Consider the following 16,493-nt stretch of genomic DNA (forward strand, 5'->3'; position numbering starts at 1 on the left):
CCTGCTTTCTCTAACACGTACCCACGTTCTCTGGCCGTCAGCTCATGAGGTTCTGGTAGTCGCTTTACGCCGTTCATAGGCAAAAACGATCATTACCGCTCCTAGAATAGCACAGATCGTGTACATAAATGAATAGGACGACAGATCAGCAATCGGTCCCATGACCACACCCCCGAGCGAAATGCCCAAATCAGCCGTCGCAATAAACAAACCCATGAGTACATTGCGGTTCAGCTGAGGCAAAACAAAGGACAGATACGTCGTGAACGTTGGATACAAAATGGCTTGAGCGATCCCCATCAGAACTGCACCAAAATAAAAGAAGGGCATGCCTCCCGTAACGGAAAAACTCACACACTGTGCCGCAACAGCCAGCAACAGCATCGTGGTCATGATAAACGGTGAATGCCACTTCCCGTCCGAAGGAATGCGTTTGCGGAGTGCGATTCGAGCCAGCACCACTGTACCCGCCTGCAACATCAAGTATACGCCAGCATTGCCGCCAGGAACCTGACTTGCATACAGCGGAATAAATGTAGTGACCGCGCCAAATACCACCGATGCACTCAGCATCAGCACACTGCAACGGAACAACAGTGGATTATTCACCAGCTGTCCGAAAGACTCCCACATACTCACGTTCTGCCCGGATACATCTGCAGCCGCCTGTGTCCTCTCCTTATCTTTTTCCATCTTGGCGGTATATCCGAACACCCCTGTACAGACCGCGATCCCGATCAGCACCACTGTAAAATAATCCATGCCTCCGGTCTGCCAAATGGCCAAAGCAAGCACCGGGCCAACAATGCCCGGAATATAACTGAACAACGAATAATAGGAGATGCCCTGAGAGCGGTCTTTCTCCGGTAGTGCATCAATAATGCCAATCTGTAGCGCCATGGAAAAAAAGGCCGTCGATACCCCTTGCAAAATACGGGCAATCAGATAACCGCCAAGCCCTGTAAACGTATAGAGGATCAGTGCAAACCCATTGATAATCAAAATAATTCGTAACACTTTGATCGGCCCGTGTTTTTGAATCATTTTGCCTGCCCACGGTCTGAAAAACATCGTTGTAAACATATACGCACCCATAATCAGCCCGATCGTCGTACTGCTCGCACCGAGGAATGCCCCCTGCAATGGAATAATGACATTCAGAATAGCATTGGCACTGAAGTAGAGTAGCACCAAAATGTACAAACGCAAAAAAGGCCATGACATTGCCCCACTCACAACAACTGTTCCCCCTTACTTATAATGCTCTCCCAACTTACACACGTAGGCGATTCAAACCGTTTCCACTGAGAACACTTCCTTGTCCCTTCACTCAAGACGGTTTCATGGGCTACATACGTGGCTCCCCCACTTCTCCACGCTATAGTGAAATGAGATGACTCAACAATTGTTGAGCATAGTCAGACTGCACATGTTTTAACTGATCAACCGAAACCGTTTCTTCAATCTGGCCTTCTCTGAAAAAAACAAACCTGTCGCAGATATAGGCTGCCGCCTGAATATCATGCGTAATGAAGACATAACTCATCTTGTACAGGCTTTTCAATGATTTCAGCAACTGCAAAACCTGAATCTGGACCGACACATCCAGCGAGCTGACGGCTTCGTCCAGTACAAGATACTGCGGCTCTGTCGATACTGCTCTCGCGATGCAGACTCGCTGTGCTTCCCCGCCGGACAGCTCATGCGGATACTTAAGACGATAGGATGAGTCCAGTCCAACTTGGGCAAGCAGTGTATCTACTTTTGCGTTAATCTGCTGTCCTTGTCCTGACTTTTGGAGTGCCTTCATCGGCTCCATAATCGCATCCTGCACCGTAAGAAACGGATTGATGGATGAGGTATAGTTTTGGAAAACTGCGCTGATGCGGCCCATCCGCACGCGCCGATCTTTCACATCTTTTCCCTCCAGCCGGATGGTGCCGCGATCCGGGCTTTCCAGTCCCAGCATCAACCGAACCAGTGTGGATTTGCCGCTGCCACTCTCCCCAATAATGCCGAGGCATTCACCATGCCGGCATTCCAAGGTCACCTTTTTCAACACCTGCTGCCGACGCTTCGAGAATAGTCCGCCTTGTACATATGATTTTTCAACCTGCTCTACCGTTAGCATCTATGATCCCTCCTGCATCAATGCTTTGAAATGATTGCTCAGTTCCAGCCGGGTAGATACGAGGTAACGGGTATACGCGTGGGTAGGCTCCTGCAAAACAGACTGCATGGTGCCCTGCTCGACAATTTTCCCGTCTTTCATAACCATCACATCATCCGCAATCTTCCGCACAACGCCGAGATCATGGGAGATAAAGATCATGGAGCATCCCATACGTTCACGCAGCTGAATCAGTTGCTCCAGCACTTCGTACTGGGAGATCGTGTCCAGCGCCGTGGTTGGCTCATCCGCAATAATCAAATCCGGTTCGAGCACGAGTGCGAGTGCAATCATAATTCGCTGCAACATGCCGCCAGACAACTGATGGGGATATTTGTTCAGAATGTCCATCGGATTTCGGAGCATGACACTTTCCATTGCGAGCCGCATTCTCCGCTCCAGCTCACGGGTATTCCAATGGTAATGCGTCTGCAACGTCTCCCGGATATGTACACCAATCACACAGGAAGGATCAAATGCACTCATGCCCTGCTGCAAAATCATACACAGCTGCTTGCCTCGTCGACGCCGCATCTCCTTTTCGGAGAGCTGATTCAGGTCTGTGCCCTGAAACAGCATCTTTCCCGATTGGCGCATATTGGGCTTATTCAGCCGCATCAGCGCTCTGCATGTGACGGATTTACCGCTGCCGCTCTCCCCAACAATCGCCATGCAACTCCCCTGCCGCACCGTAAATGAACTGTCATGAACAATGGCCTGATTGGTATGGTTATCCCACACTTTCAGATGCTCAACCTCGACTATATTCATAAGCCGCCTTTCTCACCTCTCTTTCACGAGATTTATCCCGCTTGTCAGGAGAGTTCATTAATTTAGGGTCTAACGCCACCTGCAGTGAGTCCGATAAAAAGTTAAAAGCCGATACCACAACAACGATCGCAAGCCCCGGTGCAAGCATCAATTGAGGTCTGGAAAACATGACTTCTCTCGCCTCATTCAGCATCATGCCCCACTCTGCATGGGGTGCCTGAATGCCCAGACCAAGGAAAGATAGCCCCGATACCTGAAGCATCATGGAACACATTGCACCACTGGAGATTACCGCGATATCGGCAAAGGTTACCGGAATGATGTGACGTGTAATAATCGTGCAACTGGGTATGCCCGAAGCTTTGGCGAATTTCACATAATCCATGTCCGCGAACTGCATCACGGAAGTACGAATGACACGCGCAAACCAGGCCCATTTCATGCAGACAAAGGCGATCAGAATATTTTCCAGTCCCGCCCCCAAAATGCCAACCACCGCCAGCGTCATCACATACCCGGGAAAAGACAGCATAATGTCACAGATTCGCATCAACCACGCATCCACTTTACCTTTGAAATACCCTGCGGCAAATCCCGCCGCCGCACCGATCAGTACCGAGAAACCGAGTGCCGCCAGCACCCATAACACACTCGGACGGATACCGTAGATCAGTCTGGATAAGACGCATCGGCCAAGGTGGTCATTGCCTAACAGATAAGGCCAGGAAGGTGAGGCATAGCGTAGTTTCATGTTGACAGCTCCAGGGTCATGAGGTGCAACGAGAGGTGCACAGATTCCCAGAACAAGGGTCACGACAATAACGGCAAGAGAGGTCACGGCGAGTTTGTCACGGCTCAGATTTTTGAATAGTCGCATCAGATTTCCTTTCTTAAACGAGGATTAAGCGCGGCATTGATCAGGTCCGAAAGCATGTTAAATACCACAAACGTTACCGCCAAAATAAGCACATAGGCCTGAATGATCGGAAAATCCCGGCTCAGAATCGACTTTACACTTAGCCGGCCAAGCCCCGGCCACGCAAATACATTTTCAATAACAACGGTACTGCCCAGTACAATCGGAATCGCCATGCAGAAGATGGACACCGCGACTTGCAGGGAGTTACGCAGAATGTGCAGCATGACCTTCCGCTCGCTAAGGCCGCTCGCGCGCGCATATAACACATAATCCTCATTCATGTTGCTTAGCATCGCACTACGTACCGTCCGAAAATAAATGCCCGTATAACTGACCGTGATCACCAGCACAGGCAGAATGTAACTACGATAAGAGTCCATGCCACTGGTCGGCAGCAGGTCTAGTTTCACCGAAAAATACCAGATCAGGATGGCCGCAAGCCAATAAGACGGCATCGCTGTCAGGAAAAAGGAGACACCTCTGACCGATTGATCCAGCAGCTTCCCTTCTTTCAAAGCACAGAACACGCCAAGCCCTATGGACAAAAGGATGATGAAGACGGAGGATACCAGCGTAAGCTTTAACGTATTCAGTAAAGCCGGCCCGATTAAAGACCACACCGACTCACCGGACACGTAAGAATATCCGAAGTCAAACTGTACAACGGCCGCCATCCAGTCCATATAACGAACGAGGAAAGGCTGGTTAAAACCCAGCGCTTCATTCGTTTGAGCGATCAGTTCATCGGTGATCTGCGGTACATCCTGAGCCTGTAGGACAACGACGGCCGGGTCGAGTGGGGAGAGATTGATCAACAGAAAAGTAATTAACGAAATGACGACCAGCAAAGGGATGGTCAGCAGCAGTCGTTTGGCAATATAACTTCCCATATCCCTCCCCCTCTACTCGAATTTCATCTTTTCAAAAGGCAATTCATACTGTGTCTGTTTAAAGGTAATGCCTTGCAGGCGTTTCGGAGCAACAATGGTGACACGCCCGTTCGTAAGCGGGATGAACACCGCTTCATCATGTACTATGTTTAAAATATCCGCATAAAGTGCTTTTCTCGAATCCCCATGTTGAGATGCGGTTGTTGAGTCATCGTCGGTCGAGCTCATTACCTGATCGATTTTCCGATACAGTTCATGCGCTTCGGCAATGCCACTTGTCGTATGTTTGTACGCCGAATCCGATGTAAAAGCGGCGATGGTGCTCTGCGGGTCATACGCAAGTCCCCAGGTCTGGTTGAACAACAGGTCATATTCCCCGGTCGCTCTTCGGTTCGCAATGGAAGAGGACTCCTCACCTGTCAGATCAAGCTCCATACCGATCTCTTTCATCGCATATTGGATGAACTCCGCCTGCATTTTCTGTGAGGATGAATTGCTGTCGTAATACAGCTTCATCGCTAAAGGTTTGCCGTTCTTTGTACGCACCGTCTTGCCCTCTGCCAAAGTCCAGCCTGCCTGATCCAGCAGACGTTTAGCTGCTTCCGGATCATACGTTCGAACCTTTAGATCGACATTAGCGTAGTTCACATTCGATGAAAACAACGTACTCGCTACCGTCTGCGTGCCATTAAAAATATCCTTGCTGATCGTCTCCCGATCGATACCGATCCATAACGCTTCCCGCACCGCTTTTTCATGAACCGGGCTGTTCTGCTTGCTGCTATTCGCCACAATCATCGCCGTGTTCATCGCATCACTTCGCACCACCTGATACTCGCCGGATGCAGTGAGCTGATCCATCGCTTCTACATCAATGCTGTCAGCCCCGCGGTCATCCGTGAAGACAAAGTTGATTTCGCCTTTTTGCAGTGCGAGATAGGTCGTTTCTCCAGCGGGAAGCACTTTGGCCGTAATTTTCTGAATGGCAGGTACACCGCCCCAGTATTCCGTATTGGCTTCAAAGGTGGCATTTTCTTCGACCTTGTGCCCCGTCAACTTGTACGGCCCAGTCCCATGGAAACCGTTCACCCCGTCCTTGGTTCCACCCTTTTTGAAATCCTTTGGTGAGATGAAGACATACGGCCTGGTCATGGACAACTCTACCAGCGTCGGGTAATAGGCATCTGACAGAACCAACTCCACGGTATATTCGTCCTTCACTTTGACATCCTTCAGCTTCGTGGAGAGCTTGATCCAGGCATGTTTCTCGGCATTGGCCTGAACCGCTTCGATATTCTGTTTGACTGCTTCGGCGTTAAATGGCTCGCCGTCATGGAACTTCACCCCTTTGCGCAGATGAAAGGTGTACGTTTTGCCGTCCTTGGAGATGTCCCATGATTCGGCCAGCAAGGGTTTGATTCCCTCAGCCGTGTTCTCGACCAGAGATTCATACACCATGCCTTGCGCAGGCATTGAGCCTGTGTACAGATGTGGATTCATATCGTTGATATCTTTCGCGGAAGCATAGATAATTTCATTGTTGATCTTACTAACTCCTGATGCCGCTTGGCTGTTCTCCTTGGTGGCATTCTGAGCACAACCCGATATCATCGCAATGACCGCGACCATTGTTACGATGCGTGTAAAAGTACGTCTTTTTCTCACCACAGTTCCCCCTGATAAACAAATTAGATTCAAGCAGATCATTGCTTGTTACTCCATGCCACTTCGATTGCAGTACCACCTTGCGATATGACTTTCTTTCCTAAAGCTTTCAGCTCTGCTTCTTCAGCTATATTTAGACCTTACTGCCCGTAAGTCCGTTACAGATCATGCGAACATCCTGCCCAAACGACTGGATCACAAACGCTGTCGACAGGCGCTGATCTGGATGTGTACGCGTCACTTCCTGAAGCTTTGCTTCATATGTGGCAATGAAATGATCTATCGTTGGACAGTCGACATTCACATGTCTTGCGATGCCCTGAATCATTTTGATGCGGTAATAGTCTTCCTTGGGCATTCTCGGAACGTCGAGTTCACCCTCGCGGTTTATAAATATTCGGCGGAACGGAACAGCGGAGAAGTCAAAATATGTGCCGTTAGCATCCGGTTCCGAGAACGGATCAATCAATAATGAGGCGTACCGTATGTATAATAAAAACTCCTGATGGATGGCCTCGAATTGATCAAACTGCTCGATATCCTGACGTGATAAACTCTCTAATCGAACTGGATAATTGTCATCCGTCATAAACTGCAGCAGGTTTACTCCCTGAATATGAAGTCTGTCTGTAATCTGCCGGATCTCCTGCCACTGTGACCGCATACTGCGAATGAGCGCGGGTGTAATCGGCCCTTCGGGATAAAGCTTGTAAACATACTTTTGAACCCGTTGCTCACCAAAAATCACTTCTAGCGAAAAATCATTCATAAAAAGCGGTGGGTGCACGTACAGCGAAATATTTCTTGTTTCGGCTTCCAGTGGGGAAGACATGACGGCGAGTGAAATATGCAACCGCTCGAATAACTCGCTTAATTGCTGTACATAGGTTGAAGAGGGAACCGTGGAGCCGATGTAAACCTTCCTTTTGACTCCCGTGGTGATCACTTCATTGGACGGTTGTTCATGCACCCAGCGGGTATCGCCCAGATAGGTGGAAAAGCTGATGATTTCCGGGGATGCATTCCGCTCAAGCAAATACTGGCTCACCAGGAGACTGGAACCGAAGGTTGGGGAAACCAAAATAACGAATTTCAGTTGTTTAACGAATTCATCATTGATTTCTTGGAGTACATCGATATAAGCATCGGTGGTGACTGCCAATATCAGCGTATCCCACTCCCCTTCAAGGGTGTTGTATCCCTTAAATACTTGATCCACTGTACATCCCCCGGCCAAGGGTCGATGCTTCTTATTTTGAATCGTCACCTGAACGTGTTGCTGGCTCTGTTCCAGTGATGCAAAGAACGATGCTGACCGCACCGATTCCCTACCCGCCATACCCACGTTACAGCCCAGATGTATTTTCAAGGTTACCGCAAGCTGAATGGACACAGGACCCGTGCCACATAACAGAACTCTTTCAACGCCGCTCATATATACCTCCCTGTAAAAAATCATAGACCAGATTACACTTCACTCGACTTCTTACGCCTTCTGGTACAACGCGATATCGAACACATCATGCGGGCGCAAAATGTTGTCTGCGAGCCTCCATTTACTACCGTCCGTCTCTTTCATAGGATAATTAAACAGTGATTTCAACTCATTGCCGTACCGCATAGCTACAACGACTTGTTCATTGGTCAATGCATATAATTGATCGAGCAAGTCATACTTGTTAGCCACCGTGGAGCTGAAAATAACATGTGTCGCCTGCCTTGTATACGCCAGATCCTCCAGCAGTTGCTGCTCTAAACAAATGTTCAAGCCAGCACCGAGCTTCTCTATAACTTTTCTCCCCAGCGTAATCGCCTCTGCGTCAATATCAATGCCAACGACCTCCGCTCCGGTACGTTTAGCGATCAGTAAAGGGGTCATCGGAAACGAACCGGAACCCACCAGCAGCACTTTGGATTCAGGTGTCACCTGAAAGCTGCCAAACTCTTTGTCGATGCACTCTTCGATATTTTTAAAATAATCCGCAATCTGCACTTCTCCATCCTGCAGCTTCAATGCCCGATATTTCTCCATAATCGCGACACACTGAGCGGACTTTTGTCTTAGCGCTTGAACTAACGGATCAAGCTCCTTCAGTTCTGCTTGCCTCAACATCCCCCAAGCGATCTTGTGATCAGGGTCGGTCACAAACCGTGAATACCCGTTAATCACCGCTTCCAGTTCCGCGCTGTGCTCAAGCGTCTGATCATATCTAACCGCAAGCTTGCCAAATTGTTCGGCAAAAACACGTAGTCTCGTTTCCAAGTGGATCAACGTGATCATTCCCTCTCCTCCTCACCTTGTCATGGTCAACCATCATACATCTCAGTCTCAGGTACCTGCTCAGACCTCTACAACGCTCCTGCTCTGCTCCTGTAAGGTATCAATAAAAGCCGTGCCATAGGCAACAATGCCAACAGTTCCCTCAATCGTTATGGCCTTCACCCCTTGGCTCCCCCACTGAGCGGTCACCTTAATTGCACCTCCAGGTTGCTTGACCAACTGGGTGACTTCGCTCTGCCTAAGCCAGGCCTGATAAGCTCCTAAAGAGGCCGTACCTGATCCGCACCCTCTCTCCCAGATCAGACTATCCAGCTGCGGGACATAAATGAGGGGCGCCATCTCTTGCGTAGCAGGGTGATATAACAACACACCGATCATTTTGTCTCCCATCGTGAGTCCAAGTAACCGTGCAAGGTGTTCTGCCTTTCGCTTCATCAGGTCATCAACGTGTTGCACTTCAATCACGATGTGAATGAATTCGGCATACCGGACAATGATTATCTCCAGCTCCATACCTTCAAACGTAATCTTCCGCCGCTCGATCTGATCGGGAACAGGCATCGTAACCCGGCAATCATACCGATGCTCTCGCCGCTTCACCTGACAGCTGATCAAGCGCTCTGTGCCTGAAACATCCAGCTTGATATTCATGGACGCTTGCTTCTCCAGCCCTGCTTCTGCTGCAATATGAGCTGCCAGCGCCATACAAGCATTGCCACAAAACTCTCCTCCTGCCATCTCCAGGCGGGCAACGGCTTCTGGTCTTCGTGTCTGCTTGATGAACCCGACTTGTTCAGCGTGAACATGATCATAAGACATCAGGCTGGAAGCGATATCACTGTAATGTTCGGATGCGTGATCCGTTCTCACCAGAAGGGTCATGTTCTGTGTCGGACTACATTTGATAAAATCAATCTCTTGTTTCATCGCGGCGGCGGCTCCTGTTCTTTGGATTCGAATTGAAGTTCTCCGTTGCATATTTCGACATTAATAGTAATAATTACGATTAAAGGACGAGAAAAATATAGCACACTCATTGGGGGTCGTCAACAAATATTTCCATCTATACCTGTTGTACAACCGGATTTTATGCGTACACTCCGGTGTTAGAATAACCGAAAAGTTCCTGCGGATTGCCCGATTTTTTGAACATAAAACAAAATAGAGCTGACGACTAGCGCCAGCTCTGAAACAAATGTTACAGATCGAGAATAGGAATATATTTTGAATTCAAAATTAAAAGTCCAACTTTTTTCAACATCACTGCCATTTAGGCTTGCAGACGTTTCAAAGCCTGTTCAGCCAGCTCTGCCAGCAGATGTGCACCAATTGGCAAAGCCTGCTCATCTACATCAAAGCCCGGATGATGCCACTCGTGCGGTCCCGATGTCCCGAGAAAGAGGAACAGACCCGGCACTTCTTTTTGATAAAAGGAAAAATCCTCTCCTGCCGGCGAAGGCAGCGGTCTGACACGATTCAACCCAAGTTCACTCACGACTTGTTCTGCGTCCAATGCCAGCGATGCATCATTGACCACAGCAGGCGGCCCCTGAATCCAGCGTACCGTCGCCGTTGTGCCGTAGGCTGCAGCCACACCAGCTACGACCTGGTTGAAACGTTCCCGGATACGGGCGCGCACCTTCTCGTCAAATGTGCGCACTGTGCCGTCAAGTATCGCTTCCTCCGGAATAACGTTCCAGGCTGTACCGCTGTTTATTTTCGTCACGCTGAGTACAGCACTCTCCTGAGCACCTACATTCCGGCTTACAATGGACTGTAGTGCCGTAACAATATGTGCAGCAACCACAATCGGATCGATGCCTGCCTCAGGTACAGCCGCATGGGTGCCCACGCCCTGCACTTTAACGACAAATCCATCGGCTGCTGCCATCAACGCTCCCTCACGAATGCCCACTGTGCCTACTCGCAGATCCGGTTTATTGTGTAAACCAAATATAGCCTGAACATCGGCGAGTGCGCCGCTCTGGATAACTTGGCGGGCACCTGTTGCCTTCTCTTCTGACGGTTGAAAAATCAAGCGAATTTTACCGGGCAAACTGGATTCACGCTGTTTCAGCAACCGTGCAGCTCCAATCAAAATAGCGGTGTGCGCATCGTGCCCGCATGCATGCATTCGGCCCGCAATCTGCGAAGCAAACTCCAGCTTCGTTTCCTCCTGAATAGGCAAGGCATCAATATCCGCTCGCAGCGCTACGACGGGGCCACTTCCCTGTCCTATCTCAGCGACAAGCCCCGTTCGCAGTTTATACTGATCGGCAAGGCGGACGCCTTCCTCTTCCAGCCAGCTACGAATAGCTGCTGTCGTTTCCTTTTCCTCACCAGAAAGCTCCGGGTTGCGATGAAGATGCCTCCGAATTGCGGTCAGATGTGCCGCGAACTCCTGCTCTTGCTCCGCATCCTGTACCTGTGGCGACACATATGGGGGATCTAAAGTCCACGCTGCTTCCTGCTCTTGCTCGCTCTGCTCAACTTGCTGTTGCTCTTTCTCCGGCTGCACAAGCTGTTCTCTCCTCTGCTCCAGATCACTTTTCATCTTGAGCCCTCCTTTCATGCTTCATTTATCCAATCTATAACGGTGAAATCTGATTCGCCTTGTCAGTCCATCTATAATTGCCGCAGCAGTTCCCCAAAAGGCTCTGCAAATGGCGAATATTCTTCTTTTAAAGTCACCACGCTGATCTGCAGCGACACCCCTGCCACCTCATGGACTTGAATCGGAAACAGTTCTTGACGCTGTACCTCTTTCTTCACCGTTAACCCTGGTAGAAAAGCGATGCCCGCACCTTGCATAACCAGTTTTTTGGCTGTTTCCGAATTATCGACATGATATGTAATATCCGGCGGGTACTCCAGGGAGTCGAAGGCCCGGTGAATGCGAAGCCAGTCCAGTGAACCACACTCGAAAAAGACCAGCTGTTCATTCCGGATCGCCTCCATGCTGACATGTCCGCTTTCAATGAAAGGATGTCCTCTGTACACGTATAGCTGTATCGGATCTTCGTAAAAAGCAACGGTACGGATCGCAGGGTGCATGACCTTGCGTACAAACGCCAGATCAATCTCCTGACCGAGCAGTTTGGCAATCAGTTGATCCGTTGTTGCTGTTGTCAGTTTAATGTTGACTTCGGGGTACGACTCCTTGATTCGGGGCAGAAAATCGGGGATGACATAGTTGGACACCGATACTGTGCTTCCGAGGCGCAGTGCCTCAGGTGTCGTTCTACGCTGCTGAATTTTCTGTTTCCCCTTCTGGATCACTTGTAACACCTGCTGCGCATACGGTAAAAATTTGCGGCCTTCATCCGTCAGCACGATCTGCTTACCAAGTCGGTCAAACAGCTTGCATCCCAGCTCCCTTTCCAATGATTGAATACGTGCCGTAACCGAAGGCTGGGACAAGAAGAGTACTTCAGCCGCCTTATTGAAGCTTCCGTAGTGATTGATATATACAAACGCTTCAATGTTCTCTATATTCATGGGCGCCTCCGTATCTACTTATTTTTCCTATATAAAAACTTGGTTTTAGAATATCGTAATCCCATCCTTTTCCAGTGTCAATCGTAATTCTTCCAGAGACCGATCTAAACGTGCGGTAATATCTGCTGCAAGTGTAAATGTTCCGTCCTCATTGCGTTCAATCCCCTGATCCACTGCGTATACACCGCCAAGGATATGTCGTCCGCCGAGCGCGGTAAGCACAGGCTTCAAAGCATAATCAATGGCAAGCAAATGTGCAATTGAACCGCCAATGACGAGAGGCAGAGCCACCTTATCCCGGAGTCCTTCTTGTGGAATCAGGTCGAGAAACAGCTTAAGCACGCCCGAATAGGCTGCCTTATATACCGGAGTAGCCACAATAACGGCATCCGCTCCATCGACAATGGCAAGTGCATCCTGAATGGCCGGACTATCGAACTTGGCCTGCACCAGATCTTCAGCCGGCAAATCGGTCACCTGAATCACTTCAACGGAAATACCAGCTTTGCTTAACGTATGGTTGCTATAATCCGTAAGTCCTGTCAATCGTGAACGCTTGGACGGGGTTCCGGCGATAATGACAACATGTGACATATTATTTTCCTCCTTGAAATAGCGGTTAAGCCGCTCCTTTTACTTTGGGATCAAGCCTGTCGCGAATATCGTCCCCTATCAGATTCACAGCCAGAACAAACAATGTAATGGCCAGACCCGGGAATGTGCAAATCCACCAGGCTACCGTCAAATAACCTCTCCCTTGGGACAGCAACGCACCCCAATCCGGAATTTCTTTCAGTACTCCGAGCCCGAGGAAACTGAGTCCAGAACCAGTCAGGATGGATGTTCCTACACCTAGCGTTGCCATAACGAGCAGCGGAGACAAAGAGTGTGGCAGGACATGTTTCCAGAAAATGCGGGCATTGGAACCGCCCAGTGAACGTGTGGCTGTAATGAAGGGGAGATTTTTGACGGACATCACCTGACCGCGCATCACCCTTGCATAACCTGGTATCGAAGCTACTGCAACAGCCAGTGCAATATTTAGGAGTCCTGGCCCAAGCGCCGCAGCAACAGATAAGGCGAGCAATACGCCTGGCACGGCCATAACAATATCCACCGCCCGCATCGTTACCGTATCAACCAGTCCTCCCGCATATCCCGCAAGGATGCCAAGAGCACTGCCGACAAGACCACCAACAAGCACGGAAGCAAAACCGATCAGCAAGGAATCCCGGCTACCATGCACAACCACACTGAAGATGTCCCGGCCGAAATAGTCTGTACCGAACAGGTGAGAAGCAGAAGGAGACTGCAGAATGGCATCTGTCATCATCTGTGTTGGATCATAAGGCGCAATCCAGCCTGGTACGATAGCACAGGCCACAGTAAAGATGACGATCAGCAGCGCCGTGTACAAAAACAACCGCGACACTGCAGATGAAATACGATGCTGCCAAGGCAGGCGGTTCCATCTCCACAGGCGAGCTTTCCCGACAATTTCGGTACTTCCGGCATTTCCTGCCCATGCCTTTTTGTCGCCAACCAAAGGTTTCATGCTCATAAAAGTTAACGCCTCCTTCTCCTGCCTCTTCACATTTTGGAAGCTCCTGACGCAGTGTTCCTGATCTGGATCATGAACGGACAGCTCTCCGAACCCGAGGATCAATGTACGAATACGAGATGTCTACCAGCAAATTCAACACGACATAGATGATCGATGTAAAAAATACAACACCCTGCACCACCGGCAGATCCTTAGCCATTAGCGCATCAGCAATAATACGACCAATTCCTTGTCTGGAGAATACCGTCTCTACCACCACGGTTCCTGCCAGCAAATCCCCAATTAACATACCGATGACCGTTACGGCGGGGATCAGGGCATTACGCAGTGCATGACCATACATGATGGCCCGTTCAGACAATCCTTTGGCCCGTAAAGCAACGATAAACGGCTCATTTATCACTTCAAGCATGCTGTTACGCACCATCCGCACAATAAATCCTGCACCGACAAGTCCGAGTGTAGCTGCCGGAAGCATCAATGAACTGAATCCGTCCGACCCCATCGCCGGGAACCAGCCGAGCTGCACTGAAAAAAGCAGAATGAGCAGAATGCCGGTCCAGAAGGTGGGCATCGAGATACCGAACAAACCAACGAGCCGAGCCACAACATCAATCACACCATTCCGGTGAATGGCCGACAGAACGCCAAGTGTAATTCCGATGGTGATGGCAATCAGCGAACTGAGTGCCGTCAATGCCAGCGTTGCCGGGAAATGTTCCAGAATTTTGGGCAATACCGGATCGGAGTTAACCATGGATTGACCAAAATCCCCGCGTAGCATATCGCCAAAATAGTTCGCAAACTGGATATAAAATGGTTGATCCAGCCCAAGCTGTGCCCGGAGATTAGCAATCATCTCCGGGGTAGCCGAGGACGGGTCCAGCATTAACAGCACCGGATCACCCGGCAGAAGATACATGATGCAGTACACCAGCACCGAAGCTCCAAATATAACGAGAAACGACGTTGCTAACCGTGACAAGATCAGTTGAATCATACCGGAATGGCTCCTTTCTGAAACCGGAACAGGCTGTACGCCATGTTGGAATGATGAGACTGGATAACGCAATTTGCATTATGGCTGGATACGTACATCATTAAAGAGTGGATAACCGAGTGCATCGAACTTGATGCCTTCCACGTTTTTGGATGCAGCCACAGTATACGGAAATACGTAGATTGGCAAAATAACCGCCTGTTCAATGAGATATTTCTGAATCTGACTGTAGATATCTACCCTTTTCGCCGAATCCGTCTCTACCGCTCCCTGCTCCAGAAGTTGATCAATCTTTGGATCAGACAAACCGGATAATGTCGGACGTTCCCCTTCCGCACTGGTGTGATAGAAGGCGTATAAGGCATTCGGATCGGAGTTGACCTGGCTGTTACCATACAGATCATAATCCCAGTTCTGATAGATCACGGTAGCAATGTCTTTGGTAATCACCACTTCTATCGCAATGCCCAGCGGTTTCAGCTGTTGCTGGATGATGGCAGCAATGTCATTGCGTTTCTCCCGGTTAGGGGAGCCATCTACATAACGCAAAGTTAGCTTCTTCCCGTCTTTGACACGAATCCCGTCAGCTCCCTTAACCCAGCCCTGCTCATCCAGTAGTTGGTTCGCGCGGTTGATGTCCGGGGTGATACTCCCTTCAAGTGCCTTGTCATAGCCAAGAATGCCTGGAGACAATGCAGACCATGCGCGCTCGTAGTTACCCAGATACAAGGTTTTCACAATGGACTCGACGTCCACAGCGGATTGTACCGCCTGCCTTACTTTTACATCATCCCAAGGTGCCTTGCGCAGATTGAAAAAGAGGGTGTATGGCAGTCCAACCGTGTTGGCCTGCCACAATTGCTGGTTCGGATCACTTTTCAGCGCAGCGATATTTTGCGGCGGTACAGTTTCAGCGGCAAGCACCTGCTTACTCTGCACACTTCCGATACGTGTTGCTTCTTCCGGTACAATCATAAACGTGATCGTATCGATATGCGGAACACCTTTGTTTTCGACCGTTTCCGGGCCCCAGTTGTAATCCTTGTTTTTGGCCACTACGATATCCGCGTTTCCATCCCATTTCACAAAGGTATACGGACCTGTGCCTACCGGATTTTTGCCTAGTTGATCCCCATATTTCTTCGCAGCCGTTGGAGACACGATTCCAAGTAATGCCTGACTCAGGTTGCCGAGAAACGCTTGCGAAGGTGCATTCAGATTAACTTTGATCGTATACTCATCAATGACCTCGGAGGAGCTATAAGGTCTAATCAGGGCAAGGGAATTGGCAGCTTTGGTGGCAGGATCAATGACCCGATCCAGATTGTACTTCACCGCTTCGGCGTTAAACGGGGTTCCATCATGGAATTTCACGTCTTCACGCAGCTTGAAGGTATAACTTTTGCCATCCTTCGATACACTCCATTCCTTGGCAAGCCAAGGTTTGATAGACCCATCTGGCAGCTGAACCACCAGATTGTCGTAGATCGTGCGAATCGCTCGTACGGCTACAGCAAGACCGCTACGATGCGGATCGAGTGTATCCGGTGAAGTCGCCAGTGCAAAGGTGAGGTTACCCCCTTCCGCTTTACCAGCCTGACCCCCGCCGGCGGAAGCCTGTGCAGCACCGCTGGTTTTGCCTCCTGATGTTGCTCCGCATCCGGACAAAACCATCACCAATGCTACTGCCAACGCCACCACTTTTGTCCATGAGATAGACCTGTTCATATCGCTT

15 protein-coding genes are annotated in these 16,493 nt (G+C 49.7%); all 15 read right to left on the reverse strand.

Annotation, left to right across the window (positions count from 1 at the left end; translation table 11 throughout):
- Window positions 1-42: 42 nt before the first annotated feature.
- Window positions 43-1,236 carry an MFS transporter gene (locus MKY23_RS22700; protein ID WP_339832405.1) on the reverse strand — a complete coding sequence of 398 codons (1,194 nt, stop codon included), beginning with the start codon at window positions 1,234-1,236 and terminating at the stop codon, window positions 43-45.
- A 142-nt stretch (window positions 1,237-1,378) separates the two neighbouring features.
- A complete protein-coding gene (locus tag MKY23_RS22705; protein ID WP_339832407.1) occupies window positions 1,379-2,131 on the reverse strand; it encodes an ATP-binding cassette domain-containing protein in 753 nt (250 codons plus the stop codon).
- Window positions 2,132-2,941, reverse strand: coding sequence for an ABC transporter ATP-binding protein (locus MKY23_RS22710; RefSeq protein WP_339832409.1), 810 nt, complete (start codon window positions 2,939-2,941; stop codon window positions 2,132-2,134).
- Window positions 2,922-3,818: a nickel/cobalt ABC transporter permease gene (gene opp1C / locus MKY23_RS22715; protein WP_339832411.1), complete on the reverse strand. Its 897-nt coding sequence runs from the start codon at window positions 3,816-3,818 to the stop codon at window positions 2,922-2,924. Before opp1C ends, MKY23_RS22710 begins: the two co-directional genes overlap by 20 nt.
- Window positions 3,818-4,750: a nickel/cobalt ABC transporter permease gene (gene opp1B / locus MKY23_RS22720; protein ID WP_339832413.1), complete on the reverse strand. Its 933-nt coding sequence runs from the start codon at window positions 4,748-4,750 to the stop codon at window positions 3,818-3,820. The genes opp1C and opp1B overlap by 1 nt, the downstream gene beginning before the upstream one ends.
- Before the next feature lie 12 nt (window positions 4,751-4,762).
- Window positions 4,763-6,379: a nickel ABC transporter substrate-binding protein gene (gene nikA, locus MKY23_RS22725; RefSeq protein ID WP_339839648.1), complete on the reverse strand. Its 1,617-nt coding sequence runs from the start codon at window positions 6,377-6,379 to the stop codon at window positions 4,763-4,765.
- 169 nt (window positions 6,380-6,548) lie between these two features.
- The gene (locus MKY23_RS22730; RefSeq protein WP_339832416.1) at window positions 6,549-7,850 is read right to left on the reverse strand and encodes an opine metallophore biosynthesis dehydrogenase; all 1,302 of its coding nucleotides are present in this window, start codon (window positions 7,848-7,850) and stop codon (window positions 6,549-6,551) included.
- Window positions 7,851-7,901: 51 nt separating this feature from the next.
- Entirely contained in the window at window positions 7,902-8,696 is a 795-nt protein-coding gene (locus MKY23_RS22735) for a methyltransferase domain-containing protein (protein WP_154891027.1), read from the reverse strand.
- A 60-nt stretch (window positions 8,697-8,756) separates the two neighbouring features.
- The gene (locus MKY23_RS22740) at window positions 8,757-9,623 is read right to left on the reverse strand and encodes a diaminopimelate epimerase (RefSeq protein ID WP_253491593.1); all 867 of its coding nucleotides are present in this window, start codon (window positions 9,621-9,623) and stop codon (window positions 8,757-8,759) included.
- A 343-nt stretch (window positions 9,624-9,966) separates the two neighbouring features.
- On the reverse strand, window positions 9,967-11,250 hold the full coding sequence (locus tag MKY23_RS22745; protein ID WP_339832422.1) for an amidohydrolase: 1,284 nt from the start codon (window positions 11,248-11,250) through the stop codon (window positions 9,967-9,969).
- A gap of 71 nt (window positions 11,251-11,321) precedes the next feature.
- Window positions 11,322-12,194, reverse strand: a complete 873-nt coding sequence (locus MKY23_RS22750) for a LysR family transcriptional regulator (RefSeq protein ID WP_123064643.1) — start codon at window positions 12,192-12,194, stop codon at window positions 11,322-11,324.
- Window positions 12,195-12,239: 45 nt separating this feature from the next.
- Complete coding sequence (ssuE, locus tag MKY23_RS22755; protein ID WP_339832426.1) at window positions 12,240-12,788, reverse strand: NADPH-dependent FMN reductase; 549 nt, start codon at window positions 12,786-12,788, stop codon at window positions 12,240-12,242.
- A 25-nt stretch (window positions 12,789-12,813) separates the two neighbouring features.
- On the reverse strand, window positions 12,814-13,755 hold the full coding sequence (locus MKY23_RS22760) for an ABC transporter permease (protein WP_339832429.1): 942 nt from the start codon (window positions 13,753-13,755) through the stop codon (window positions 12,814-12,816).
- Window positions 13,756-13,825: 70 nt separating this feature from the next.
- Window positions 13,826-14,758 (reverse strand): ABC transporter permease, encoded by a 933-nt coding sequence (locus tag MKY23_RS22765; protein WP_339832431.1) that lies wholly within the window; start codon window positions 14,756-14,758, stop codon window positions 13,826-13,828.
- Window positions 14,759-14,836: 78 nt separating this feature from the next.
- Window positions 14,837-16,486: an ABC transporter substrate-binding protein gene (locus MKY23_RS22770; RefSeq protein WP_154891033.1), complete on the reverse strand. Its 1,650-nt coding sequence runs from the start codon at window positions 16,484-16,486 to the stop codon at window positions 14,837-14,839.
- Window positions 16,487-16,493 lie beyond the last annotated feature (7 nt).

The organism is Paenibacillus sp. FSL R7-0272 (genome assembly GCF_037969905.1).
Lineage (GTDB): Bacteria > Bacillota > Bacilli > Paenibacillales > Paenibacillaceae > Paenibacillus > Paenibacillus polysaccharolyticus.

Coding starts and splice junctions, on each gene's coding strand:
- MKY23_RS22735 (WP_154891027.1), bottom strand. CDS start 8,696: ATGATCACGTTGATCCACTTGGAAACGAGACTACGTGTTTTTGCCGAA.
- MKY23_RS22705 (WP_339832407.1), bottom strand. CDS start 2,131: ATGCTAACGGTAGAGCAGGTTGAAAAATCATATGTACAAGGCGGACTA.
- MKY23_RS22770 (WP_154891033.1), bottom strand. CDS start 16,486: ATGAACAGGTCTATCTCATGGACAAAAGTGGTGGCGTTGGCAGTAGCA.
- opp1B (WP_339832413.1), bottom strand. CDS start 4,750: ATGGGAAGTTATATTGCCAAACGACTGCTGCTGACCATCCCTTTGCTG.
- MKY23_RS22765 (WP_339832431.1), bottom strand. CDS start 14,758: ATGATTCAACTGATCTTGTCACGGTTAGCAACGTCGTTTCTCGTTATA.
- MKY23_RS22750 (WP_123064643.1), bottom strand. CDS start 12,194: ATGAATATAGAGAACATTGAAGCGTTTGTATATATCAATCACTACGGA.
- MKY23_RS22710 (WP_339832409.1), bottom strand. CDS start 2,941: ATGAATATAGTCGAGGTTGAGCATCTGAAAGTGTGGGATAACCATACC.
- ssuE (WP_339832426.1), bottom strand. CDS start 12,788: ATGTCACATGTTGTCATTATCGCCGGAACCCCGTCCAAGCGTTCACGA.
- MKY23_RS22760 (WP_339832429.1), bottom strand. CDS start 13,755: ATGAGCATGAAACCTTTGGTTGGCGACAAAAAGGCATGGGCAGGAAAT.
- MKY23_RS22745 (WP_339832422.1), bottom strand. CDS start 11,250: ATGAAAAGTGATCTGGAGCAGAGGAGAGAACAGCTTGTGCAGCCGGAG.
- MKY23_RS22740 (WP_253491593.1), bottom strand. CDS start 9,623: ATGAAACAAGAGATTGATTTTATCAAATGTAGTCCGACACAGAACATG.
- MKY23_RS22730 (WP_339832416.1), bottom strand. CDS start 7,850: ATGAGCGGCGTTGAAAGAGTTCTGTTATGTGGCACGGGTCCTGTGTCC.
- opp1C (WP_339832411.1), bottom strand. CDS start 3,818: ATGCGACTATTCAAAAATCTGAGCCGTGACAAACTCGCCGTGACCTCT.
- nikA (WP_339839648.1), bottom strand. CDS start 6,379: ATGGTCGCGGTCATTGCGATGATATCGGGTTGTGCTCAGAATGCCACC.